This window comes from Pseudomonas sp. NPDC087626 (assembly GCF_044743405.1).
Lineage (GTDB): Bacteria > Pseudomonadota > Gammaproteobacteria > Pseudomonadales > Pseudomonadaceae > Aquipseudomonas.
Genome location: NZ_JBIUWJ010000010.1, coordinates 159,209 through 182,123 on the forward strand (window position 1 = coordinate 159,209; position 22,915 = coordinate 182,123).

General features: G+C 58.5%; 21 protein-coding genes. 14 read left to right on the forward strand and 7 right to left on the reverse strand.

All coding sequences use genetic code 11. The annotated features are described in order from the left end of the window. Positions 1–370: 370 nt before the first annotated feature. The 4 genes from ACIOVD_RS11215 (at position 371) to ACIOVD_RS11230 (ending at position 6,440) form a co-directional block, all read left to right on the forward strand. The gene (locus ACIOVD_RS11215; RefSeq protein ID WP_401127687.1) at positions 371–1,537 is read left to right on the forward strand and encodes an efflux RND transporter periplasmic adaptor subunit; all 1,167 of its coding nucleotides are present in this window, start codon (positions 371–373) and stop codon (positions 1,535–1,537) included. Beyond that, positions 1,534–4,710, forward strand: coding sequence for an efflux RND transporter permease subunit (locus ACIOVD_RS11220; protein WP_401127689.1), 3,177 nt, complete (start codon positions 1,534–1,536; stop codon positions 4,708–4,710). The genes ACIOVD_RS11215 and ACIOVD_RS11220 overlap by 4 nt, the downstream gene beginning before the upstream one ends. After that, positions 4,707–6,158 carry an efflux transporter outer membrane subunit gene (locus ACIOVD_RS11225; protein ID WP_401127691.1) on the forward strand — a complete coding sequence of 484 codons (1,452 nt, stop codon included), beginning with the start codon at positions 4,707–4,709 and terminating at the stop codon, positions 6,156–6,158. Before ACIOVD_RS11220 ends, ACIOVD_RS11225 begins: the two co-directional genes overlap by 4 nt. A gap of 105 nt (positions 6,159–6,263) precedes the next feature. Next, complete coding sequence (locus ACIOVD_RS11230) at positions 6,264–6,440, forward strand: hypothetical protein (RefSeq protein ID WP_159987299.1); 177 nt, start codon at positions 6,264–6,266, stop codon at positions 6,438–6,440. Positions 6,441–6,941: 501 nt separating this feature from the next. Here ACIOVD_RS11230 and ppk2 read toward each other — a convergent pair. Next, the gene (gene ppk2, locus ACIOVD_RS11235; protein ID WP_095169136.1) at positions 6,942–7,859 is read right to left on the reverse strand and encodes a polyphosphate kinase 2; all 918 of its coding nucleotides are present in this window, start codon (positions 7,857–7,859) and stop codon (positions 6,942–6,944) included. 180 nt (positions 7,860–8,039) lie between these two features. Here ppk2 and pstS point away from each other — a divergent pair, with 180 nt between their 5' ends. The 6 genes from pstS (at position 8,040) to ACIOVD_RS11265 (ending at position 13,277) form a co-directional block, all read left to right on the forward strand. After that, positions 8,040–9,071, forward strand: coding sequence for a phosphate ABC transporter substrate-binding protein PstS (gene pstS, locus ACIOVD_RS11240; RefSeq protein ID WP_095169137.1), 1,032 nt, complete (start codon positions 8,040–8,042; stop codon positions 9,069–9,071). A 75-nt stretch (positions 9,072–9,146) separates the two neighbouring features. Then, complete coding sequence (gene pstC, locus ACIOVD_RS11245; RefSeq protein WP_159996429.1) at positions 9,147–10,112, forward strand: phosphate ABC transporter permease subunit PstC; 966 nt, start codon at positions 9,147–9,149, stop codon at positions 10,110–10,112. Continuing rightward, complete coding sequence (pstA, locus tag ACIOVD_RS11250) at positions 10,112–11,005, forward strand: phosphate ABC transporter permease PstA (RefSeq protein WP_095169167.1); 894 nt, start codon at positions 10,112–10,114, stop codon at positions 11,003–11,005. Before pstC ends, pstA begins: the two co-directional genes overlap by 1 nt. A 76-nt stretch (positions 11,006–11,081) precedes the next feature. Next, positions 11,082–11,843, forward strand: coding sequence for a phosphate ABC transporter ATP-binding protein PstB (gene pstB, locus ACIOVD_RS11255; protein ID WP_045058436.1), 762 nt, complete (start codon positions 11,082–11,084; stop codon positions 11,841–11,843). 100 nt (positions 11,844–11,943) lie between these two features. Beyond that, the gene (locus ACIOVD_RS11260; RefSeq protein ID WP_095169140.1) at positions 11,944–12,642 is read left to right on the forward strand and encodes a hypothetical protein; all 699 of its coding nucleotides are present in this window, start codon (positions 11,944–11,946) and stop codon (positions 12,640–12,642) included. After that, complete coding sequence (locus ACIOVD_RS11265) at positions 12,642–13,277, forward strand: hypothetical protein (protein ID WP_095169141.1); 636 nt, start codon at positions 12,642–12,644, stop codon at positions 13,275–13,277. The genes ACIOVD_RS11260 and ACIOVD_RS11265 overlap by 1 nt, the downstream gene beginning before the upstream one ends. Before the next feature lie 98 nt (positions 13,278–13,375). Here ACIOVD_RS11265 and ACIOVD_RS11270 read toward each other — a convergent pair whose 3' ends face one another. Beyond that, a complete protein-coding gene (locus ACIOVD_RS11270) occupies positions 13,376–14,350 on the reverse strand; it encodes a GlxA family transcriptional regulator (RefSeq protein ID WP_095169142.1) in 975 nt (324 codons plus the stop codon). A 95-nt stretch (positions 14,351–14,445) separates the two neighbouring features. Between ACIOVD_RS11270 and ACIOVD_RS11275 the strand changes: the two genes are divergently transcribed. After that, the gene (locus ACIOVD_RS11275) at positions 14,446–14,889 is read left to right on the forward strand and encodes a tautomerase family protein (protein ID WP_095169143.1); all 444 of its coding nucleotides are present in this window, start codon (positions 14,446–14,448) and stop codon (positions 14,887–14,889) included. Between the two features lie 139 nt (positions 14,890–15,028). Here ACIOVD_RS11275 and ACIOVD_RS11280 read toward each other — a convergent pair whose 3' ends face one another. Beyond that, on the reverse strand, positions 15,029–15,946 hold the full coding sequence (locus tag ACIOVD_RS11280; protein WP_401127696.1) for a LysR family transcriptional regulator: 918 nt from the start codon (positions 15,944–15,946) through the stop codon (positions 15,029–15,031). A 66-nt stretch (positions 15,947–16,012) separates the two neighbouring features. Here ACIOVD_RS11280 and ACIOVD_RS11285 point away from each other — a divergent pair, with 66 nt between their 5' ends. Continuing rightward, a complete protein-coding gene (locus tag ACIOVD_RS11285; protein ID WP_401127698.1) occupies positions 16,013–16,630 on the forward strand; it encodes a LysE family translocator in 618 nt (205 codons plus the stop codon). Between the two features lie 75 nt (positions 16,631–16,705). Here the strand turns inward: ACIOVD_RS11285 and ACIOVD_RS11290 are convergent, their stop codons facing one another. Then, positions 16,706–17,620, reverse strand: coding sequence for a universal stress protein (locus ACIOVD_RS11290; protein WP_401127700.1), 915 nt, complete (start codon positions 17,618–17,620; stop codon positions 16,706–16,708). Positions 17,621–17,888: 268 nt separating this feature from the next. On the opposite strand from ACIOVD_RS11290, the gene ACIOVD_RS11295 reads away from it, so the two are divergent. Beyond that, on the forward strand, positions 17,889–18,860 hold the full coding sequence (locus tag ACIOVD_RS11295; protein WP_401127702.1) for a TerC family protein: 972 nt from the start codon (positions 17,889–17,891) through the stop codon (positions 18,858–18,860). A 64-nt stretch (positions 18,861–18,924) separates the two neighbouring features. On the opposite strand, the gene ACIOVD_RS11300 is transcribed toward ACIOVD_RS11295, so the two are convergent. Both ACIOVD_RS11300 and ACIOVD_RS11305 read right to left on the reverse strand, forming a co-directional pair. Then, the gene (locus ACIOVD_RS11300; protein ID WP_095169146.1) at positions 18,925–19,359 is read right to left on the reverse strand and encodes a GFA family protein; all 435 of its coding nucleotides are present in this window, start codon (positions 19,357–19,359) and stop codon (positions 18,925–18,927) included. Between the two features lie 71 nt (positions 19,360–19,430). Next, the gene (locus ACIOVD_RS11305) at positions 19,431–20,372 is read right to left on the reverse strand and encodes a carbon-nitrogen hydrolase family protein (protein ID WP_401127704.1); all 942 of its coding nucleotides are present in this window, start codon (positions 20,370–20,372) and stop codon (positions 19,431–19,433) included. Between the two features lie 103 nt (positions 20,373–20,475). On the opposite strand from ACIOVD_RS11305, the gene ACIOVD_RS11310 reads away from it, so the two are divergent. Beyond that, on the forward strand, positions 20,476–21,171 hold the full coding sequence (locus tag ACIOVD_RS11310; RefSeq protein WP_401127706.1) for a winged helix-turn-helix transcriptional regulator: 696 nt from the start codon (positions 20,476–20,478) through the stop codon (positions 21,169–21,171). Positions 21,172–21,608: 437 nt separating this feature from the next. Here the strand turns inward: ACIOVD_RS11310 and ACIOVD_RS11315 are convergent, their stop codons facing one another. Continuing rightward, positions 21,609–22,340 (reverse strand): substrate-binding periplasmic protein, encoded by a 732-nt coding sequence (locus ACIOVD_RS11315; protein ID WP_401127708.1) that lies wholly within the window; start codon positions 22,338–22,340, stop codon positions 21,609–21,611. Positions 22,341–22,915: the final 575 nt, after the last annotated feature.

The window sequence follows — 22,915 nt, forward strand, 5'->3', positions numbered from 1 at the left end:
ATTCTCGCACCCTGCCGCCAGCGAGGAAGGTCAACTCCTTCTGCTTGAGCAACGCTTCTCGCGCCGGAGCCAGCAACTTCACTGTGCGCCTCCCAGCTAACGTCTTGGTCGACTCTGGCTCATTTGCAGCCCGCGTCTTGGCCCTGACGATCCTTATCTCCCCCGCGATCCAATCGATATCCCCCCATTCCAGGGCGATCAGTTCGCTAGGTCGTAGACCTGTCCAGAAAGAGAACTGCAGTTGCGGCCACGTTTCGCCCCTGGCTGCTGCCAAACACCCCCATCCGCATACCGCTTGACCTTTCCCTAATGACAAGCCGGATAAAACCTCAAATCTAGGTTCGTCCTGAAAATCACAAGGAGGTACGCGATGTATGGCAAGCGATTAACCCTGGTCGCTGTGGTGGTAGCGGGCGTGTTCACGCTGGGTGGCTGCAAGGAGGGCGCGCCTGCGGCCGAGGCTGCCAGGCCGCCTGGCGTGCCGGTGGCCGAGGTGGTTGCGCAGGCGGTGACTCCGTTTGTCGAATACACCGGTTCGTTGACCGCGATTGATCAGGTTGAACTGCGTCCGCGGGTCAGTGGTTACCTGCAAAGTGTCAGCGTGCCTGAGGGGCAATCGGTAGCCAGGGGCAGTCTTTTATTTGTGATTGACCCACGGGAGTTTCAGGCGGCGCTGAACGCTGCCAAGGGGCGTTTGCGTGAGGCTGAGGCCAACGCGTTGCTGGCCCAGGCCGAGCATGGCCGGGCCGAGCAGCTGTTCGCCAAGAAAGTGGTGGCGCGGGATCGCCTCGACACCGCCATTGCCTCGCTGAATGCGGGCAGGGCTCAGGTCGACGCCGCCAAAGCTGCGCTGGACGCCGCGCAACTGGACTTGAGCTATACCCGCGTTACCGCGCCCATCAGCGGCCGCGTCGATCGTGCCCTTGTCACCGAGGGCAACTACGTCACCCGTGGGGTGACGCCGCTGACGACGATCGTCTCCATCGACCCCTTGCATGTGTATTTCGATGTTGACGAGCGCACCTACCTGCGCTCGCTTGCCGCGACTCGGGAGGTTGCCGCGTCGAAAGGGGAGAAGGCCGCCAAGGTCATGGTGGCGATGCTCGACGATGCAAGTTATGCACGGGCCGGGCGGGTCGACTTCCTGGCGAACGCGGCCGATCGCAAGACCGGCACCGTGCGCGCGCGTGCCGTGGTCGACAACCCGGATGGGCGCCTGACGCCGGGGCTGTTCGCCAAGGTCAAGCTGGACACTGGCGCGCCGCAACCCCGGGTGCTGGTGGCCGACCAATCCATTGGCACTGACCAGGGCCGCCGCTATGTGCTGGTGGTCGGCGCAGGTGACAAGACCGAGTACCGTCCCGTCGAGCTGGGGCCGATGGCCAACGGCCTGCGGGTGATTGAGCAGGGCCTGCAACCGGGGGACCGCATTGTCGTCAAGGGGCTGGTGCGCCCGGGCATGCAAGTGACTCCGCTGGCCGCCAACATTGAGGGGGCGCTGCTGGAGGCGCCGCTGGTCCTGGGGGGCGTGCAATGAACTTCCCACGCTTTTTCATTGACCGGCCGATCTTCGCCATCGTGCTGTCGGTGTTGATGATGATCGCTGGCATCGTCGCCTTCTTCCATTTGCCGCTCAGCGAATACCCGGCCGTGACACCGCCCACCGTGCAAGTGACCGCTTCTTATCCGGGCGCCAACCCGCAGGTGATCGCCGAGACGGTAGCGGCGCCACTTGAACAGGTGATCACCGGGGTCGAAGGGATGCTGTACATGACGTCGCAATCGGCGACCGATGGCCGCATGATCCTGACCGCGACATTTGCCCAGGGCACGAACGCGGACATGGCGCAGATCCAGGTGCAAAACCGCGTCTCGCGGGCCCTGCCGCGCTTGCCCGAAGAGGTACAGCGCCTGGGCGTGGTGACGCAGAAGACGTCCCCAGACATCCTGATGGTGGTCCATCTGCTGTCGCCCGATCAACGATATGACCCGCTCTACATTTCCAACTATGCCTACCTTCAGGTGCGCGACGAGCTGTCGCGGATACCGGGAATCAACGACGTGCTGGTGTGGGGAGCGGGCGAGTACAGCATGCGTCTGTGGCTCGACCCGGACCTGATCGCCGCGCGTGGCCTGACCGCAGGCGATGTGATTACGGCGGTGCGTGAGCAGAACGTGCAAGTGGCGGCCGGCTCGGTCGGCCAGGCGCCTGATTCCAGCGCGGCATTCCAGGTTACGGTCAATACCCTCGGACGCCTGACGGACGAGGAAGAATTCGGCGACATCATCATCCGCACCGGCGATAACGGCCAGGTGACGCGTCTGCGTGATGTGGCCCGTATCGAAATGGGCGCCGATGCCTACGCGCTGCGCAGTCTTTTGGATGGCGAGCCGGCCGTTGCCTTGCAGATCATCCAGAGCCCGGGCGCCAACGCGCTCGATGTGGCGCAGGCGGTGCGCGATACCATGCAGCGCCTGGAGGCCAACTTCCCCGAGGGGCTGGTGTCACGGATTGCCTACGACCCGACCGTGTTTGTGCGGGCATCGCTGGAGTCAGTGGCCATCACCCTGATGGAAGCGATCCTACTGGTGGTGCTCGTAGTGGTGGTGTTCCTGCGTAACTGGCGCGCGTCGCTGATCCCGTTGATGGCCGTGCCGGTGTCGATCATCGGCACCTTCGCGGTCATGCACCTGATGGGTTTTTCCCTCAATACCCTGTCGTTGTTCGGCCTGGTGCTGTCGATCGGGATCGTGGTCGACGATGCAATCGTGGTGGTCGAGAACGTCGAGCGGCATATCGAGAACGGCGAGGAGCCTGCGCAGGCGGCGCGGCGAGCGATGGGCGAGGTGACCGGACCGATCATCGCTATCACTTCGGTACTCGCTGCCGTATTCATCCCCACGGCGTTCCTCAGTGGCCTGCAAGGCGAGTTCTACCGGCAGTTCGCGCTGACCATCGCGATTTCCACGATCCTGTCGGCGGTCAACTCCTTGACCCTCAGCCCGGCGCTGGCCGGACTGTTGTTGCGCCCGCGCGGCGCAGCGGTGGTGCATGACCCGCGCAGCCTGCGCGGTCGCGCCGCGCACCTGGTGCAGGTGCTGGGCCGGCCGTTTCACCGTGCGCCGCAGGCGTATGGCAACACGGTGCGCAAGGTGGCGGGCCGTCGCGGCGCGGCGCTGTTGGTCTATGCCGGGTTGCTGGCGCTGACCTGGTTTGGCTTCAGCGCTGTACCGGCGGGTTTCGTGCCGATGCAAGACAAGTACTACCTGGTCGGCATCGCCCAGTTGCCCAATTCGGCTTCGCTGGATCGTACCGATGCGGTGGTGCGGCAGATGTCGAAAATCGCCCTGGATGAATCGGGAGTCGAAAGCGTGGTGGCGTTCCCTGGGCTGTCGGTAAACGGCTTCGTCAATGTCCCGAATGCCGCCGTGATGTTTGTCATGCTCGATCCGTTCAAGGAGCGTACCTCTCCCGACATGACGGCGGTCGCCATCGCCGGGCGCCTGCAAGCGAAATTCGCAAGCATTCCCGACGGTTTCCTCGGCGTGTTCCCGCCGCCGCCAGTGCCCGGCCTTGGGGTTACCGGAGGCTTCAAGCTGCAGGTCGAGGACCGTGGCGGGGTCGGGCTCCAGGCGCTGGTGCAGCAGACCCAGATGCTGATGACGAAAGCCACCGAGTCGGGTCAGGTCGTCGGGTTGATGACCAGTCTGGACGTCAACGCGCCCCAGTTGAATGTTGATATCGACCGCACCCAGGTCAAGAGCCAGGGTGTGCGCCTGGCGGATGTGTTCGAGTCGTTGCAGGTCTACCTCGGTTCGCTGTACGTCAACGACTTCAACCGTTTCGGCCGCACCTACAAAGTGACCGCCCAGGCGGATGCGGACCACCGCATGCAAGCCGAAGCCATCGGCCGCCTGCAGGTGCGCAATGCGGACGGGGACATGCTGGCGTTGTCGGCGTTTGTCACCGTCACCCCGGGGTCCGGCCCCGATCGGGTGATTCACTACAACGGCTATCCCTCGGCCGACATCTCCGGCGGAGCGATGCCCGGTGTGAGCTCTGGGCAGGCCGTGGCACTCATGGAGCGTCTGGCGCAAGAGGTGCTGCCCGAAGGCGTGACCTATGAATGGACGGACTTGACCTACCAGCAGAAGCTCGCGGGGTCATCGGCCCTGTTCATTTTCCCGTTGTGTGTGTTGCTGGCCTACCTGATCCTGGCCGCGCAATACAACAGCTGGCTGCTGCCCCTGGCGGTCTTGCTGATTGTGCCCATGTGCCTGCTCAGCGCGATCATCGGGGTCTGGCTGGTGGACGGCGACAACAATGTGTTCGTGCAGATCGGGCTGGTGGTGCTGGTCGGCCTGGCTGCGAAAAACGCCATATTGATTGTCGAGTTCGCGCGCAGCCTTGAAGCCGAAGGTGCCAGCCCGCTGGAAGCGGTTATCCATGCGTGCCAGTTGCGCCTGCGGCCGATCCTGATGACCTCGCTGGCGTTCATCGCTGGCGTGGTGCCCCTGGTATTCGCCAGCGGCGCCGGGGCCGAGATGCGCCATGCCATGGGAGTCGCAGTGTTCGCCGGCATGCTGGGGGTGACGCTGTTCGGCCTGTTCCTGACGCCGGTGTTCTACGTGGTGATGCGCAGCCTTGCGCTGCGCCTGGAGCGCAAGGGTTCGAGTCCGAAGGTGCAGATGGAGGAGCGCGTGTCATGAAACTGGCCTATCAAGCGTTTCTGTTGTCGTCGCTCCTGGTGTCCGGCTGCGCTGCGGTGGGGCCTGATTATTCCGCGCCCGTGCTGCCCGCCGCGCAACGGCCGGCGAGTTTCGGTGCGCCCATCGCCGGCCTCGGTACGGGCGATGTCGAGGTGCAGTGGTGGCGTGTGTTTGATGAGCCCGCACTCAGCCAATTGATCCAGCAGGCGCTGGCGGCCAACCACGATATCGGCATCGCCGCCGCGCGGCTCGACGAAGCCAAGGCAATGTTGCGCGAGAGCCGCCAGGGATTCTTGCCCAGCGGCGGTGCAGCCCTCGGTTATGAGCACCGACAGCGCAGCGAAGTCGAGACCCCGTTCGGCCAGCAGCGCTCAGTGGAAACCACTCGTGCGGCAGTAGATGCCGCCTGGGAAATCGACTTGTTTGGCCGCGTCCGGCGCTCGGTGGAGGCCGCGCAGGCCCAGGCGGGATCGCGTCAGGCGCTACTGCGCAGCGTGCAGGCGAGCGTCGCCGCCACCGTCGCCGCGACCTGGTTCGAGCTGCAAGGGATCGAAGCCGAACAGGCGGTGGTAGCGGACATCAGTCAAAGCCAGCGCGACAGCCTGGGTCTGGTGGAGCACTTGGTCAGCGTAGGGGCCGCCACCGAATTTGATCGGCTGCGTGCCGAGGCATTGCTGCGCAATGTCGAGGCGGTAGCACCCGGCCTTGAGCAGCGTCGCGTAACGACCACCAACGCGTTGGCCGTGCTGTTGGGCCAAGCGCCGCAAGGGTTCAAGCCACCGCTGGCCGGCCCCGGTCGAGAGACCTTGAACCTGCGCACCCTGCAGGTGGGCGATCCGGCCGGCTTGCTGGCCCGGCGCGCCGATATCGCCGCAGCCGAACGCACGCTGGCGGCCGCGACCGCACAGATTGGCGTGGAGACGGCCGGCTTGTATCCGGATATCCAAGTGCAGGGTTCCATCGGGCTGCTGGCCGGAAGCCTCGGCGCCTTGGGCGATGCAGGCATGCAGTCGAGCTTTATCGCTCCGGTCATTCGCTGGTCGCTGCTGGACACCGGTCGCGTGCGCGCGCGGATCGCCGCCAGCGAGGCGCGTACCCAGGCGGCGTTGATTACCTACGACCAGACCGTATTGCGCGCCCTGCAGGAAACCGATGACGCGTTCCAGGCCAACAGCAGCGCGGGCAGTACTCTGGGCTTGCGGCTGCTGGAGGCAACGGCCAATCGCGAGGCGGCGAACCTGGCACGCACGCGCTTCACGGAAGGTGAGGGGATCTATCTGGACGTGCTGGAGGCCGAGCGAGCGGACTTCACCAGCCGCCGCGCACTGACCGTGGCACGCACGGAGCAGCGCTTGGCGGTGGTCGGCATCTACAAGGCACTGGGTGGTGGCTGGCAAATCTGCGAGCAGGCAGGGCAGGTGTGCAGCGGTGCCGCCGCGCTGCGTTAGACCGTTGTTTTACGCAAGCGCTGTGCTTGCGATTTTCGGCGAAGGACGGCTGTGCGGCGGATTTCCTGTCGCCAGCCACCATTTATCGAATGAGGAGTCACCCATATGGATACCAAACAGGTTCTGACCGTTGGCCTGGCGGTGCCAGGCGCGGTGTCGGCGCAGTTGATGCTGCATGCCAAACCTGCGCATGCGGGGCCCTATGCCTTGTGGATTCAATTCAAGGGCGGCGACAAGATTCGTACCGTGCCTTTCCTCGTGACGGTTCCCGCCGCGTCCTGAAGCCTTCGCTCCATCAACTTCACCTCGCCGTTGTTCAGCCATCGGCGGGGTGAACACCAAATGTGCTTACTATTGCCTGGCCGAGGCATCGCGCAGCCAGGCAGTTCCAGCGGAGGTTGAGCAGGAGGGGGAGGGGGAATTGCCTTCGTGCTGCATTTCCAATGAGGTTCCTGTTTACGAGGCGTTGGCCAAATAAAATTAGTCCTCGAGCCAATATTACTTAAAGTATGTTACTGAGCTGCCTTCTAACCCTTTTCATTAAAAATACTTTATCCAGCAGGCATGTGAGATGGATCTTTTTAAAACAAATCTGCCACAAAATAGACTGCATGAATCTTTCAAGACAATCTCCGGTGACCCTTGTTACGCGCCAGTGAAGGCGATTCGAGTTAGATCGCGGCGTCTAGAAGGGAGGTTGGCAGAACCCTGGCAATACCCGTTCATTTGTTGCACGACAGTGCAGTCACTCGCAAAGCTGATACAACAATCCGGTAATGAATATCAGTAAACCTGAGGCACGATTATTTCGGCTGGCGTTGGGCTACGGAAGTAGTCTTCCTGCCGCTCACGTTGCGGTAAATTGATCACCGGTAGTTCCACCTCCTCATAGGGCATTTGCGCCAGTAGATGGGTAATGCAGTTGAGCCTCGCTTTCTTCTTGTCATCAGCCTGCACCACCCACCACGGTGCTTCGGCAATGTGGGTGCGCTCAAGCATGATTTCCTTGGCCTTGGTATAGGCCTCCCAACGTCGACGGGACTCCAGATCCATTGGGCTGAGTTTCCACTGCTTGAGCGGGTCGTGAATGCGGCTGAGAAAACGCAAGTTCTGTTCCTGGTCGGAAATTGAGAACCAGTATTTGATCAGTTGTACACCGGAACGAGCGAGCATCCGCTCGAACTCTGGCACTGTACGGAAAAACTCTTCGTACTGATCGTCATCACAAAACCCCATGACCTTTTCGACCCCGGCGCGGTTGTACCAACTTCGGTCGAACAACACGATTTCGCCCGCTGCTGGCAGATGCGAAACATAGCGCTGGAAATACCATTGCGTGCGTTCGCGGTCGTTGGGCGCAGGCAGGGCCGCGACACGGCATACCCGTGGATTGAGTCGTTGGGTGATGCGTTTGATCACGCCACCTTTGCCGGCGGCATCGCGCCCTTCGAACAGGATCACTACTTTGTGGCCAGTCTTGACGACCCAGCTTTGCAGCTTCACCAGCTCACCTTGCAGGCGGAACAGTTCGCTGAAATAAAGTCGTCGGGCCTCCCGTGCACTTCCTTCCTGGGCGTGTTCATCGAACAGTGCATTCAGGTCGTGCCCGTCTTCGGATAATTCCAGTTCCAGTTCTTCGTCACTGTGATCAAGCAGCTCGCGGTGGATGCGCTGTATCAAGGTCTCTTCAGTTGAGAACATGGGAGAAATTCCGTCGTAAGGGATGGAAAAGTCTTAGTCGCAATTTGTTACGGAGTAATTACATCAGAAGGCATTGCGGCGACGGTATGGGGGCGGGCTAGTGTTTTGCCATCGTCTTTCATAAAAACGTAACAGGATTATCGCAGACTCCCTGAGCCCGTCATGACAAGGAGTTTTTTAATGAAATGTTTGATGAAGTCTGCTGCGCTCGCTATTACGGTTTCTCTTTGTGCCACCTCGGTGGCTTTCGCTGGTGAGAGCGTCCGCCTAACAGGTTCCGGAGCCAGTTTCCCGGCACCGATCTACCTCACTTGGTTCAAAGATTTCAGCAAGAAAACCGAAGGTGTCACGGTGGATTACCAATCCAAGGGCAGTGGTGCGGGTGTACAGGACTTCCTGAACAAAACCGTTGATTTCGCTGCCAGTGACTCGGCCATGAAAGACGAAGACATTGCCAAGGTCTCCGAGGGTGCTCAGTTACTGCCGATGACGGCGGGTGAAATCGTGCTTGCCTATAACCTGCCGGGCAACCCTAAGGGGCTAAAACTGCCACGCGACGTTTACTCCAACATTTTTCTCGGCAAGATCACTCGCTGGAACGATCCGCAGATCATCGCAGCCAACCCGGACCTGAAACTGTCCGACACGCCGATCACCGTGGTCGTGCGCGCAGACTCCAGCGGTACCACTGCGGTGTTCACCAAGCACCTGGCGGCGATCAATCAAGAGTTCAAGCAGGCGCTGGGTGAGGGCAACACCGTCAACTGGCCTGCCAGCGACAAATTCATCAAATCACCCAAGAATGATGGTGTGACCGCCACCGTACGCCAGACCCCGGGCGCCATTGGCTACATCGAATACGGCTTTGCCAAGCTGGCCAAGGTTGACTTTGCCCAACTGCAGAACAAAGCCGGCCAGTACGTTGTACCAAACGCCGAAAGTGGTGCCGAGGCTCTGGCGGCGGTGAAGATGCCGGAGAGCCTGGTGGCCTGGTTGCCTGATCCGGACGGTGCCAAATCCTACCCGATCACTTCCTATACCTGGATGATCTTCCGCAAGCAGAACGAGAATCCGGCTAAGGCCAAGGCCATGCGCGAAATGGTCGAGTACAGCCTGACCGAGGGGCAGAAAATTGCCGACTCAATGGGTTACATCCCCTTGCCACAATCGGTCATCGACCAGGTTCGTAAAGCTTCCGCCAACATCCAGTAACGCTCGTGAGTCTCTTTCGGTATGTGCATGTCACTCATGCCGGGAGAGTTCCTCCCCCTGTTCCGGAATTAACCAATGAACAAACCTTTTGTCGTACCGGTTAACCCGGACTCTGCCTGCCAACCACCTTCTACGAAGGACTATCTGGTGGATCGCACCTTCCGTGCGCTCTCACGCATAGGCGTGGTTCTCGTTCTGGCGTTGGTGTTTGCGCTGGTATTTGAGGTGGGGCGCAAGGCTATTCCGGGCATGGACAAGCACGGTCTGGACGTCGTTTTCGGCACTGTCTGGGACGTGAATCAAGGCAAGTACGGCATTCTGCCCGCCATTTGGGGCACGCTCTACAGCGCCCTGATCGCCCTGGTGATTGCTGGTTTTTTCGGCGTCAGCATGGCGATTTTCCTGACCCAGGATTTTCTGCCCGCCAAGCTTGCCGCCGTTTTTCGCACCATTGTCGAATTGCTCGCCGCCATTCCCAGCGTGGTTTATGGGCTGTGGGGGATCTATGTGGTGATTCCGGCGATTCGCCCGCTGACGGCGTGGTTGAACAGCGAGCTCGGCTGGATACCTTTTTTCGGCACGTCCTTGAGCGGGCCGGGACTGCTCCCTGCGGCATTAGTGCTGGCCATCATGATTCTGCCCACCATCGCCGCTGTCTCGCAGGACGCCCTCACCGGCGTGCCGATGAAAACCAAGCAGGCCGCCTATGGCATGGGAACCACCCATTGGGAAGCGATTCTCAAGGTGATGGTGCCATCCGCCGCCACTGGAATCTTCGGCTCCCTGGTACTGGGTCTGGGCCGTGCGCTGGGTGAAACCATGGCCCTGGCCATGCTGGTAGGCAACGCGAACAATATTTCCCTTTCTCTGTTTGCTCCGGCCAATACGCTGGCGGCCTTGCTGGCGCTGAATTTCCCTGAAGCCGGGCCAAACGAGATCGAGGTCTTGATGTACGCCGCACTGGTGCTGATGCTGATCACGCTACTGGTGAACATCATCGGTTCCATGATTATGGTCTATGCCCAACGTGGTACTAAATGATGACTGACCTCACTTCCCCTATAACCGATTTGCCAAGCCTTCAGCGTAAGTTTGAAGGTCGCGCCCTGCGCAGCCTGGTGTTGACCACGCTGGTTTGGGGCGGCGCTCTACTTGCCAGCGTGCCGCTGATTTCCGTGCTCTACATGCTGATTATGCGTGGAGGGGCTCGTCTGAGCCTGGAGGTGTTTACCGAGCTGCCGCCGACGGGTTTCGAGACTGGCGGTGGCTTCGGCAACGCGATGGCAGGCACCTTTGTCATGGTCGGTATCGCGGCCGCAATCGCGGTGCCGGTCGGCATCATGGCGGCCATCTTCTTGGCTGAACTGGGGCCGGACAGCAAGCTGGCAAACGCTGCGCGTTTTGCCGCCAAGATGCTCACAGGACTGCCTTCCATTTTGGCTGGGGTATTTGCCTATGCCCTGGTGGTGATGACCACTGGTACCTACTCGGCACCTGCGGGTGGTGTGGCCCTGGCGGTACTGATGCTGCCCATTGTCGTGCTGACAGCCGAAGAGTCGATGCGCATGGTGCCCAAAATCATGAAGGATGCCGCCTATGGTATGGGCTGCACCCGCTCGCAGGTGATCTGGAAAATCGTCTTGCCTACCGGCCTGCCGGCGATCCTCACCGGCGTGATGCTGGCCGTGGCACGCGCCGCGGGTGAGACAGCGCCGTTGTTGTTTACCGCGCTGTTCAGCAACTACTGGATCTACCACGATGGCAGCCTTGCGGTGATGAATCCGACGGCATCGCTTGCCGTGCTGATTTACAACTTCTCCGGCATGCCCTTCGATAACCAACTTGAACTCGCATGGGCGGCCTCGCTGGTGCTGGTGATGATCGTGTTGGTCGTGAACGTTATCAGCCGTATTTTCGGCAAGCCCAAGTATTGAGAGCGGGAGCATCTGAATTTTGAACGTATCAATTGCGCAAAAAGCCGCTCCGGTTGTCACCAAGGCGCCTGTGGTCATGGACTGCAAACTGGACAAGATTTTCTATGGCAACTTCATGGCGGTACGTGACAGCCATGTGCCGATCGAAAAAAACAAGATCACTGGCTTCATCGGTCCTTCCGGCTGTGGCAAGAGCACCGTGCTACGCAGCCTCAATCGGATGAACGACTTGGTCAAAGGCTTTCGCTTTGAGGGTCATGTGCATTTCCTCGGGCAAGACGTCTACGGCAAGGGCGTTGATCCGGTGGTCGTGCGCCGCTACATCGGCATGGTATTTCAACAGCCGAACCCGTTCTCGATGAGCATTTTCGACAATGTTGCATTTGGCCTGCGCCTCAATCGCTACAAAGGTGATCTGGGCGACCGCGTAAAGCACGCCTTGCAAGGCGCCGCACTGTGGGATGAAGTCAAGGACAAGCTCAAGGTCAGCGGCCTGTCACTTTCCGGTGGGCAGCAACAACGGCTATGTATCGCCCGCGCTATCGCAACCGAACCGGAAGTGCTGTTACTGGATGAACCCTGTTCGGCGCTTGATCCGATCGCCACCCGCCGGGTCGAGGAGTTGATGGTCGAATTGAAGAAGGATTACACCATTGCTCTGGTGACCCACAATATGCAGCAGGCGATCCGTGTTGCCGATACGACGGCTTTTTTCTCGGTGGATATTTCTCAGGGTACGCGCACCGGCTATCTAGTCGAGATGGGCCCAACGACCCAGATTTTTGGCAGCCCGCGCGAACAAATGACTGAGGACTACATCAGCGGGAAATTCAGTTAAGTAACACCGTCCGGTCAAGGCCGTATGTCCCCAAAAGTCAAAGTGCTTTGGAGGCGTCCGGTCGTTTTTCCTTCTTTTCTACCGTCTCTCGGGATTACCAATGTCTGCAACGCGCCGTCTTGATTTGCCAGCGATTGAGCACGCACTGCGTGAGGTGCAAAGCCGCTTTGCCGAGCTAAGCAGGCACTTTACAGAGGCGCGTGACCCCTTGACTGATGAAGTGCTGCACAATGTGCTCGAGGGCTATGCGCTGATCGACGACTACGTTGCAAGTGGCGTCGACTTGTTTGATCTTCAGCAACTGAACCTGATGCTGGAAATCAATGCCACCGTTCTCTGCGGTCGAAACCCAGCGCGCCGACGGGAGTATGCCCAGCACCTTGCTGCGACTGAGGAGCACTTCTTCAACAATGTAGAGGGAGGAATCAAGGACTTATACAATTGGTACGGCGCGTATCGCAGCGAATCAGTCTGGAAGCGTGCGGCCGGTGTCTATGTACGTATCCTCAGCAAGCCACAATTGTTCATTGAAGGCAATAACCGCAGCGGGTCACTGATCGTCAGTTACTTGCTGATGCGCGCAGGACTGCCGCCGTTTGTGCTGGCACTGGACAACGCCGAGGGTTACTTCAACCCGTCATCGGTCATACGAAACTCCGCCAAGCATGGTGTCAAGGCATTGTACGAATTGCCCAAGATCAAGAAAAAGTATGCAGCTTTCCTGGAAGAGCAGGCGCCTGACTCAATGAGATTTTTCCTGAGCGACAAACCCTCGCCCGTCTATCAGAGAGGGCATTGATGAACTGGTATCCAACGCTCGCAAAATGCCGAACTTCCGGTAGCCGGGTATGGCAAGCAATCCAGTGTGTCATCCCGATGCACGTGTTCAGACGTCAGCGCATACGGATTTCGTTCGATATTGATGACACGCTGGCTTGCCAACTGCACCACTGCGCCGTTGAAAAAAGCTGGCTGCCGGCCTGTGTTCATCGTTGGCTGGGGGAGCCGTTGCGTATCGGAACGCGTTCCCTGACCCGAGAGTTACGTCGCCAGGGTTGCAGCATCTGGGTCTACACCTCGTCCGGCCGCACTCCGTCCTACATCCGGCGTTGGCTATTGCTCTACGGTATCCGCGTCGATGGTGTGGTCAACAGTGTTCGGCATTACCACGCCCTGACGGCGCATGGGCTTGCGAACTCGCCCTCGAAATTTCCGCCAGCCTTCGATATCGACTTGCATGTCGATGATTCCGACGGCGTGCGGACTGAAGGGCATGATCACGGTTTTCGCGTGGTTGTCGTGCATCCTGAAGATGAGAACTGGGCACAGAGCGTCTTGGATGCAGTAGCTAAAGTTCGGGAGCAGCTAACCTGGCAGCAATCGCTCAGACACGAGGCCCCAGCACAACAACACTCGCAAGTATTGTCTTCTTGAGTTTCGATACAGCCACGATCCAACGCCATTTCGTCCAGAGCGCCACCTTGAACCCCCTCCGCTAGACGGACAGGCTCACGCAGCAATTTTGCCATGTATCAGATGCCCGCTGACGGGCGCAGTTGTTTTGGCGAAACGTTCAACAGGCGGCGCATCAGACGCCGTAGGGCCGTGGCATCCTGGTAGCCCACCTGCTCGGCGATAGATTCAACGGAATATCTGCTGGTTTCCAGCAGCACGCGGGCCCTGTGCAACTGCACACGCTGGATCAAATGCTGGGTTGAAAGACCGGTTGCTTTTCGAAGGTGGCGGGACAACGTTCGCTCAGACATGCCGGCGTATGCCGCAAGACTCGGGACACTGGGCGGATAGGGCAGCCGTGCTTCTATGTAGGTGGTGAGGTTGGCGACAAGCGAATTGCCCAGGGCCATGATCGCGGGGTTGATGAACGGAGACTGCAGCTGTCGACCATCGAGTAGAAGGATCTTGCCCACATAGTCGGCGAGTTCGGGTGATAGGCGCCTGCGCAGTAGATGTAGCATCAGGTCGGTCTGCGCGAAGGCGGCACCAGCGGTTGTCAGAGGTGGATCGCAGAGAACCATGACATTGGGGTCGACGAGGCAGTCAGGCGCGATGCTCGACAACTGTGGGGCGAGCCACCATGTGGTCGTAACCTGTCGGCCTTTCAGCAATCCAGCGGCATGCAGCAGAAAAACCGCCGAGCATGAAGCTGCAATGTCCTTGCCTTGGGCCGCATGTGCCCTCAGCGCGGGCAGTGTTTGAAGTACCCAGTCTTCCTCAAGACGGTTGCGCAGCGCGTCAACATCGCTGATACCAAGGCCGGGAATAACCCAGCAGGAATTGTCCTCGACGTCTGTAGTCAGTTCGTCGACCTGCAGGAGCATGCCTTGCCCAAGGGGAATCAGCCCTGGCCGTGGTCCACACACTCGCCAGCGTGGCACAGCAAAACCTTGCCGCACTGCAAGTGTCGCAGCGGTGGAAAGGATATCCAGAGTGGCCGCGACACTTGAGGCGAACGCCCCGGGAATGACCACAATAGTGAAATCGTACATTGTCCGATTATGCCCGAAAGAAGACGAATCGGTCACTTATCCTGAGTACAAGGAACGGGTTCAATGGCGCCTCCAGATAACAACGAGGTTTTGTCATGCCGAACATCCTGATCAAGGTGCCTACCGAAGCGTTCAATCCGACTCAGCGCCAACAACTGCTCCGCAGCGTGAGTGACGTGGCGATGGATAATGAACAGATGGGTGACGCCCCACAGCAGCGTGCTTTGTGCTGGGTGCTTATCGAAGAAGTCCAGGCAGATAATTGGCTGTGTGGAGGCGTGGGTCCTCATGCCCATGTTGTCCCCTGCATTGTCATGGTCAAGGTGCCTGCCGGCGTCCTTGATGCACCGATGCGCCAGCGCTACGTGCGTGGACTGCACGGAGCAATAAAATCGAGCCTTGCGCCGGACGATCAACGCCAATTGCTGACCTCAATACAAATCCAGGATGTGGTTGATGGCACGTGGGGGGCGAACGGTGATGTTTGGCAGTTGGCCGACTTCACCCGCGCGGCTGGATATGGACATCTCGCTCAGTAGGGTAATGGCATTCCCAAAAGCGCAACATTGTAGTCAGCATCGGGCCGCTTTCCTTGCGCCTTAACCTGTAGGCGTATTCGGCCCGGTCTTAGCTACGCTGGTCTGGTTCGCAGTGCAAGTAACTGTAGATCGACAAGCTTCAGCCCACTGCCTGCAACCAATTAAGCAAATCCATTTCCAAGCTGCCTGGCTTAGGTGGTGTGGGAGATAACAGGCAGTAGCGTGAGCCGTCTTCAACAAATCCTAATGGCGCGACTAACACGCCGCTCTGGATATCGTCGCGCACTAAGTGCCATGGGCCAATAGCTACCCCGAGGCCTGCGACAGCCGCTTGGATACTGAAATAAAAGTGCTCAAAAGATTGCATCTCCGTGGCGGGAATGAGCAGCCCTTTTGCACTAGCCCACTCCTGCCAAGCCTTAGGTCGGCTAGTCGTCTGCAGCAGCGGGGCGGTGGAACTCAGGCAGTTCCTGCTTTTGCCAAACCACTGATCTGCCTTTTCTGGCCGGCAGACAGGGCCGATCTTCTCTGGAAATAGGGGCTCGGAATGATAACTGGAGGGGCGAGGAAAATCGTCCCGCCGAATGGCTAAATCTATGCCATGGTCGAATGAAAAGATGCCGCCGCCGGCCACTAAATGAATGTCTGGCCCTCGATGATGTGTTTGGAAGTCGCTCCAACGAGGGATCAACCATCGCATTAACAGCGTTGGCTCGCAGGACAGCACAAGCTGACGAGCACGACGGGCATCGGAGCGTATCTCGCGAACTGCCTGGTTCATCACTCCAAGCCCCTCACTAACTGCTTTCGCCAGGCGTCTTCCGGCGTCCGTTAAAAAAACCCTTCGGCTACGCCGCTCGAACAGGTCAATGCCCAGATCCTCTTCAAGTAAGCGTACTGCTCGGCTTATGGCACCAGGTGTGAGATGCAGTTCGTCAGCCGCGCGGGCGAAATTTTCGAATCGTCCGGCGGATTCGAAGCAACGCAACGCGAGCAGAGAAGGCATGCGGGTCTCAGAGATTGGTGAGTCGTAGTCACCATTTTCTTCAGAAATCATCGTTTTTACCAGGGCGCTGGTTCTGTAAATATTGCTTTCTACCAGCAATAATTCGAAGGGTACCGCATGAGCGAATGGATAGCAGTAGTCACCATTACAATACTGGCATGTATCAGTCCTGGGCCGGATTTCGCCATGGTTTCTCGCAATGGATTGCTACTGTCTCGACGGGCAGGCGTCCTCACAGCTGTGGGAATTGGTTTGGGGGTGCTTGTCCACGTCTGCTATACGCTGCTCGGACTAGGGTTAGTGCTTCAACAATCGCCTTGGTTGTTCAATGCGCTGAAACTGGCTGGAGCTGCGTATCTCATCTACCTCGGCAGCAAAATGCTTCGTTCCAAGCCGGCTATTGAACAGCTAGACGCACCGCCACCGGCCATATCAGATCTTGCAGCTCTGCGTACGGGATTTCTGACGAACGCGTTGAATCCGAAAACATCGATCTTCATCGTTAGTCTGTTCATGGGCGTGGTACGACCGGACACCGCCTTGACTGTACAAATTGCATATGGGCTTTTCATCGCTGGAGCGCACGCGGTGTGGTTCAGCCTCATCGCGCTGTGCTTCTCAGCCGGGATGCTGCGCGAGAAGCTGTTCGCTGCACGACAATGGATTGACCGAATTTTTGGAGGTCTACTCGTGAGCTTCGGGATATTACTGACAATCGCTCAGCGCTCAGCTTGAGTTGAATCAGCCCTTGTGCAGCGCCTATCAAGCACGCCGTATGTTCGAGTTGTTTCTCGCCTCGACGGATTTATGTTATTGGCAGGTGCTCCTTGCTCCTTCTACCTTGATCGCCAAAACGCTGCAGGGCACCTGATACAGGACATGCTCCGTGGTACTGCCAAGCAGCTTGGCCACCCCTTGGTGATGGGTATTTCCCATGACGAAGACATCCGCTCGCGTATGCGTCGCAAAGTCGACCATCGCTTTGGTGGGCGGCCCCGCAATAAAGTGTTGGCGCTCAGGTGGCACGCCGTATCGTTCAGCCAGGGCAACGAAGCACTTCTCAAGTGACCGCCGCACGTCGTTGCTGAAGCCTGGCATCGTCACGGCACCAGCACCTGCATCAGAGAAATGGGTGTGTGTCAGTTCATAGGCATACAGCAGGTGCACCTGAGCAGCACATTGTGCCGCCAATTCGTTCGCCGCCTGAATGATGCTGTCGTTGATTGCGCGGATCTGTCCCTCTGGATGCGATGGATCAACCGCGGCCACTATCACCCGAGGAAGCGGGCACCTGACTTCGCTGACCAGATGTACAGGCGTCGGACAATCGCGCAACAACTGCCAATCCAAAGGCGTGACGAATACGCGCTTGAGCGCTGATTCATGATGGACGTCCTTGATCACCAGGTCGGGCTGCATTTGAGCCACATGTTCAAGGATCTCTTGCAGCGGGTCGCGGGTCAAAGCAACTTCGGTGGTCACGTTGATGCCCTTGCTGCGCATGAGTTCGGCCTCATCCGCCAACCACTGCTGGTTCTCCTGCCGGCAACGCTCATGCAGTTGTTCGCTGTTGCTCATTAACCGCATATGGTCGAAGTCTTCGATGAACACCGCGATATGCAGCGCTGCACCGGTGGCATCGGCCAGTGCGATTGCCCGCTCCATCGCTGGCGAGTGACGCATGGTTGAACCTGCGATCAGAAAGAGTTGTTGATACTTCCTCATGTGGCACCTCCAAACATTCTGGGTTATCCGCTAGCGCCTCCAGCACTGTCGTTTGTCCACCCTTGGCGATCTCTTAACGCGTCAACTAACTGGATCGACACTATTCAATATAGGCCTGCACTGCCGGCTTTAATACTTCGGAAAAAACGAACAACAAGCCACGAATAAACGATTTTTGTTGTTGCGACATGCCCGATAGCATGATCACTGACATTAGGCGAGTAATCGCGCCGCTCTGCATGAGTATCGACCAAACCTGGATAGTTGAATGACCGCCATCAGCGTCGGCCAGTCCTGGATGTGGGCCGCCTTCATCGGATTCGTTCTCGCCATGCTGGCGTTGGACCTTTTCGTCTTCGGCGGGCGCAAGGCGCATCGTGTTTCGGTGCGTGAAGCGCTGTCCTGGGTCATCGCCTGGAGCAGTTTGGCGTTGGTCTTCGCGGGGCTGCTCTGGTGGTATCTGCGCAGCCAGTTCGGCGCCGAAGTGGCCCAGCGTACAACGCTCGAATTCCTCACGGGCTATCTGATCGAGCAGTCGCTGTCGATCGACAACATGTTCGTTTTCGTGATGATCTTCGGCTATTTCGCCGTGCCGCCAGAGTTGCAGCGCCGCGTCCTGCTCTATGGCGTGCTCGGCGCCATCATCATGCGCGCCGGGATGATTTTCGCCGGTGCCTGGCTGGTGCAGGAGTTTGCCTGGCTGCTGTATGTCTTTGGCGCTTTCCTGGTTATCACCGGCGTCAAAATGCTGATCTTCGCCAACCAGCAACCCGATCTCGATAAAAACCCTTTGCTGTGCTGGCTACGCAGCCATTTGCGGATCACCGACGGCTTTCACGGCGAGCGCTTCTTCGTGCGCCAGAACGGCGTGCGCTGGGCGACGCCGATGTTCCTGGTGCTGGTCCTGATCGAGGCCAGTGACCTGGTGTTCGCGGTCGACAGCATCCCGGCGATCTTCGCCGTGACCACCGACCCCTTCATCGTGTTCACCTCGAACATTTTCGCCATCATGGGCCTGCGCGCACTGTATTTTCTGCTTGCCGACATGGCCTACCGTTTCCACTTGCTCAAATATGGCCTGGCCATCGTACTGGTGTTCATCGGCAGCAAGATGCTGGTCGCGCCGTGGTGGCACCTGCCGATCCAATGGTCGCTGGCCATGGTCGGCGGCATCCTGTTGATTTCGGTCCTGTTGAGCCTGACTTTGACGCAGGGCAAAACCCGAGTTACGCCAGAGTAATGATGAATGTGAGGCGAGGGCGGGCCCAAGCGAGGTTGGCACGCCCCACGCTACCGTGCGAACTCTATTCGTCCACGCTGATGCCCGATCCCCCTAATTCGCTGGGGACATCCTTGAGCTTGGGCAGCCCATCTTTGATGGGCAGTCTGGTCTCCTGATAGTGGACGTGGACGCTTGGCGAATACGCGAGATCCGAGATCACCGCGGCATACACGTCGATGAGCCCCATTTCCGGGTGTTCGGTGAAGAGGTGCCCGCCACACTGCTTGCACCATTTGCGATAACTGCGCGGTGTCTTGTTGTAGGTGCCAATGCTCTCAGCACCCCGAGTGACTTGCACTGCCTCGGGTTTCCACAGTGTGAACGCGTTGACCGGCCCCGCTGACCAATGTCGACACGACTCGCAATGGCAATAGCCCATGGCGGCCGGTTCACCGCTGACGGTGAACTCGACCGCGCCGCAAAAACAACGGCCGTTGTAAGACTTTTCTATGCTCATGGAATGATTCCTTGATCAGTGGTTACGGCTGCCGCCGGAGTGGGGAGGGGCCGTCAACGTGTTAGCGGGCTTCACCCGTCAATGTAGTGCACCGCAGTTGCTGGCGTGCGTCGAACCTGCAGTTGGAAAATGTCAGGGCGCGCATAGTGCCCGGTGACGTCAAGCGTCCGCCGTGCTGGCGCCACGAGCGAGACATCGATGTCCGCATACACAATGCCCGTCTCTCGGTGTAATGGGCCGGCCACGATGCGGCCTTGAGGGTTGACCACCACCGAGTCGCCGTCGTTGATCCACTCTTGCGGATCGGGAAACAGTTGCGCACGAGATGGGAAGTCATCAGGAATGTCGCTACCGCGCAACGACGTACCGCTGCCGAGCACCCAGCAACGGCCTTCGAGTGCAATGTGACGCATCGTGCTAATCCAGCCCTCGCCGGTGTCGTACGTGGGGGCGACGTAGATTTCCACGCCCTGTGCATACAAAGAATAGCGCGCCAGGGGCATGTAGTTTTCCCAGCAGATGAGCGTACCGATGCGGCCGACGGGTGTATCGACCGTACGCAACCCCGACGCATCGCCGAAACCATGGACCATGCGCTCGGGGTTCGTTGGCATCAGCTTGCGATGGCGGTTCAGTACTTCGCCGTTGGTACCGATAACGACTACGCTGTTATATAGCGTGCCGCCTCCTTTATGCCGCTCGCATTCATTGATGCCGCACACGATTGTCACGGCGTGAGCGCTGGCGACCTCGCACAAATCCTTCAGGTCACCGTTGGCGATATCAACGGCGTTCGCCAGCAGGCGCGTATGCAACTGGCCCATTGCCGCGCCGTCTTTTCCCGCCGCCAGCCGCCAGATCCACGACGGGTAACCGGGAATGAACGATTCGGGCAACACAATCAACGAGGCTCCCGCCTGCGCAGCTTCCGCGACCGATTGCACGGCTCGAGCGATCGTCGCGCTGCGATCGAGCAGCACTGGCGGGCGCTGAATGATGGCTATCTTGGTCATGACGTTCTCCTGTGGCGGTGGGCTATCGAGGAGTTCAGCGTGCGCGCGGCGACGTCGCGGGACTAGTTCAGAATCTGAAGCGTTGAGTTGCGGAGTACAGGCGATGGACGAAAGCTACGGTCAGTTCTGCACCGTCGCGCGCGGTGCTGAAGCACTGTGTGAGCGCTGGACGCCTTTGGTCGTGCGCGAGCTGCTATGCGGCAGTAAGCGCTTCAATGAATTGCGTCGAGGCGTACCCCGGATGTCCACCAGCTTGCTGGCACAGCGGTTGCGCCACTTGGAAGATATCGGTGTCGTACATCGCACGGCCACAGGCAACGTCTGGGAGTACAGCCTGACTGAGGCCGGCGAGGAGTTGCGCCCGATCATTATGGCGCTTGGCCATTGGGGCGCGCGTTGGATAGGCAGTCGCCTTCGCGATAACGAACTCGACGCGGGCTTGCTCATGTGGGACGTGCGCCGGTTCGCACGCATCGAGATGTTCCCGCCCAGGACAGTGGTCATCCATTTCAGATTCCGCGACGCGCGGGCCGGCGAGCAAGATTGGTGGCTGGTGGTCGAACACGGTGTGGCAGATCTGTGCCGCGACGATCCCGGACGCGAGCTGACCCTCGTCGTGGACTCTAGCGTGCGCGCGTTGACCGAGGTCTGGGCGGGCGACCGAACACCAAGGGAGGTTCTTCAGTCGCAAGAACTGCGTGTAGACGGGGCTGTACAGGATGCGCAAAACCTATGGCGCTGGCTTGGCACGAGTGCGTTCGCCGGGACCCGCAGCGCTGCAATCGGGCCATTGCAATAGCCGTCGAGAAAAGCAAGCGCTCGAACGTTCACTTCTGACCGATTTCTGCCTGTAGTATCGGGCAGCAATCGGCCAATAGCGGTCACTCAGGTAAACACGAATTCGCACCTTGAGCCGGGTAGCTCGCAGATCCTCATGTTGTAGAACAATACACCTAAGAATGTGATCGCCAGAGCCCACCGAGCTTGTCGACAATGACCAGAGCCACCCACTCTGCGTTTTCGCAGGCTATGGTTTGAAGTTGATATTGAAGTACCAACAGGCCAATTTAAAAGGCTTTTTTTGGCGCTGGACGTCGATACACGGAGCAATAAACATCTAGATTTCTGCATCCTCCAGCCTTTCTGGTGAAATGCGCGACCGGTTAAATCAGTTCAGATCAATCGTTTCCTTTGTGCCTGCTTTCTTCTCGGTAGGATAGATCTCGTACAGCCCGATCAATCCGCATAAAGACTCAATATGTCGTCATATTTGCCGCTCTGTTTGATCTGGTCGAGGGCCCGTTGCCATCGAGCCACTTCCGAACCAGGTGTGCTTTTGGACAGTGCTATGTATCCATCGGAGGTGAGGATCGTCACCGGCGTTAGACGCAATGCAGAGGCAGAGACATTGGCTTCGGCCAGCTTATGTTGTAAGCCCCATATCGATGAAGCTACAAGCAGCACTCTGCCCGCTTGCAGCATCTTGAAGCAACCCGAATAGCTATTGCTACGGATGATGGCAGTAAAACCTTGGCTCACAAGGGCAGTATCATCCACGTTGTGGTTCAGCACACAGACGGGTAAATGTCGAGCATCAGATAGCGTATTGATTCCGGTTGGATGTTCGGCGCTTTCATATAGCCGATCCGTTTCGCTGGAAATCGGCCCTACCCAATTGACGGTCGATTCCCTGTCCGCCGTTCGGCTTACATTGAAAAAGGCAATGCCTTCGTTTTGTTGTACCAGCGCCAAGCCTCGAGCCAGTGGCACTTCGGTAATCTCCATAGGCTCGCCGAGCTCTGACAACAACGCTCGTACCAGCTCTAGGTAGAAGGCGCGCTTCCCACTATGTGGCACGCCGCGCAGGCTCCCGCTCGTACGGGACACCTCAAGGCCGGTACTGTGCGTCAATACCTGCCACTCATCGGCCAGAACATGGGATGAGCTGAAAGCCAGAATCGCGGCCAACATCCTCCTTTTCATACATCCCACTCGGGCTGCTCCTGTTCATCCTTCGAGTCACTATAAACGCGTCACCAGATGATTAAAGTGGACAGTGAGCATCGACAACTCGCCCTACGGTCATCGATTGGTGCCAGCGTTTTCAGGCACTCAGATTGGGCCTCCGATTCCCATCGAACGGCGACAGAATGCCAATGTTTTCTAACGGGTGCCATCTGAAGCCTCGTCTAATCTCGTCAGCAAGTGCAAACGGTCGGAGGGTATTTATTCAAAGAAATAGATTGTGCTTGAGCACGCGAGGACAAATTCGAGCCACCTTCAGAGGTTGGGTTAGCCAGTTGGACAGCATCATCCTTGAAGTTTGTCTTACACCAAGCGTAGCTGATCAAATCTTAGGTGCATTGAATGTAAAGCCTTCCTGAAAATCTATCATTGACTGCCAGCCACGACTGGCAGCAATGGGTCGATTGGGGCCCTTCGTAACGGGCAGCTATCGGCCAAAGGCGACTGCCTGCCCTATTAATAAATCCGTCCCCCTTCGGTCCTATCATCGGGAAGTGACCTCTTTCGACGTAGCTGGC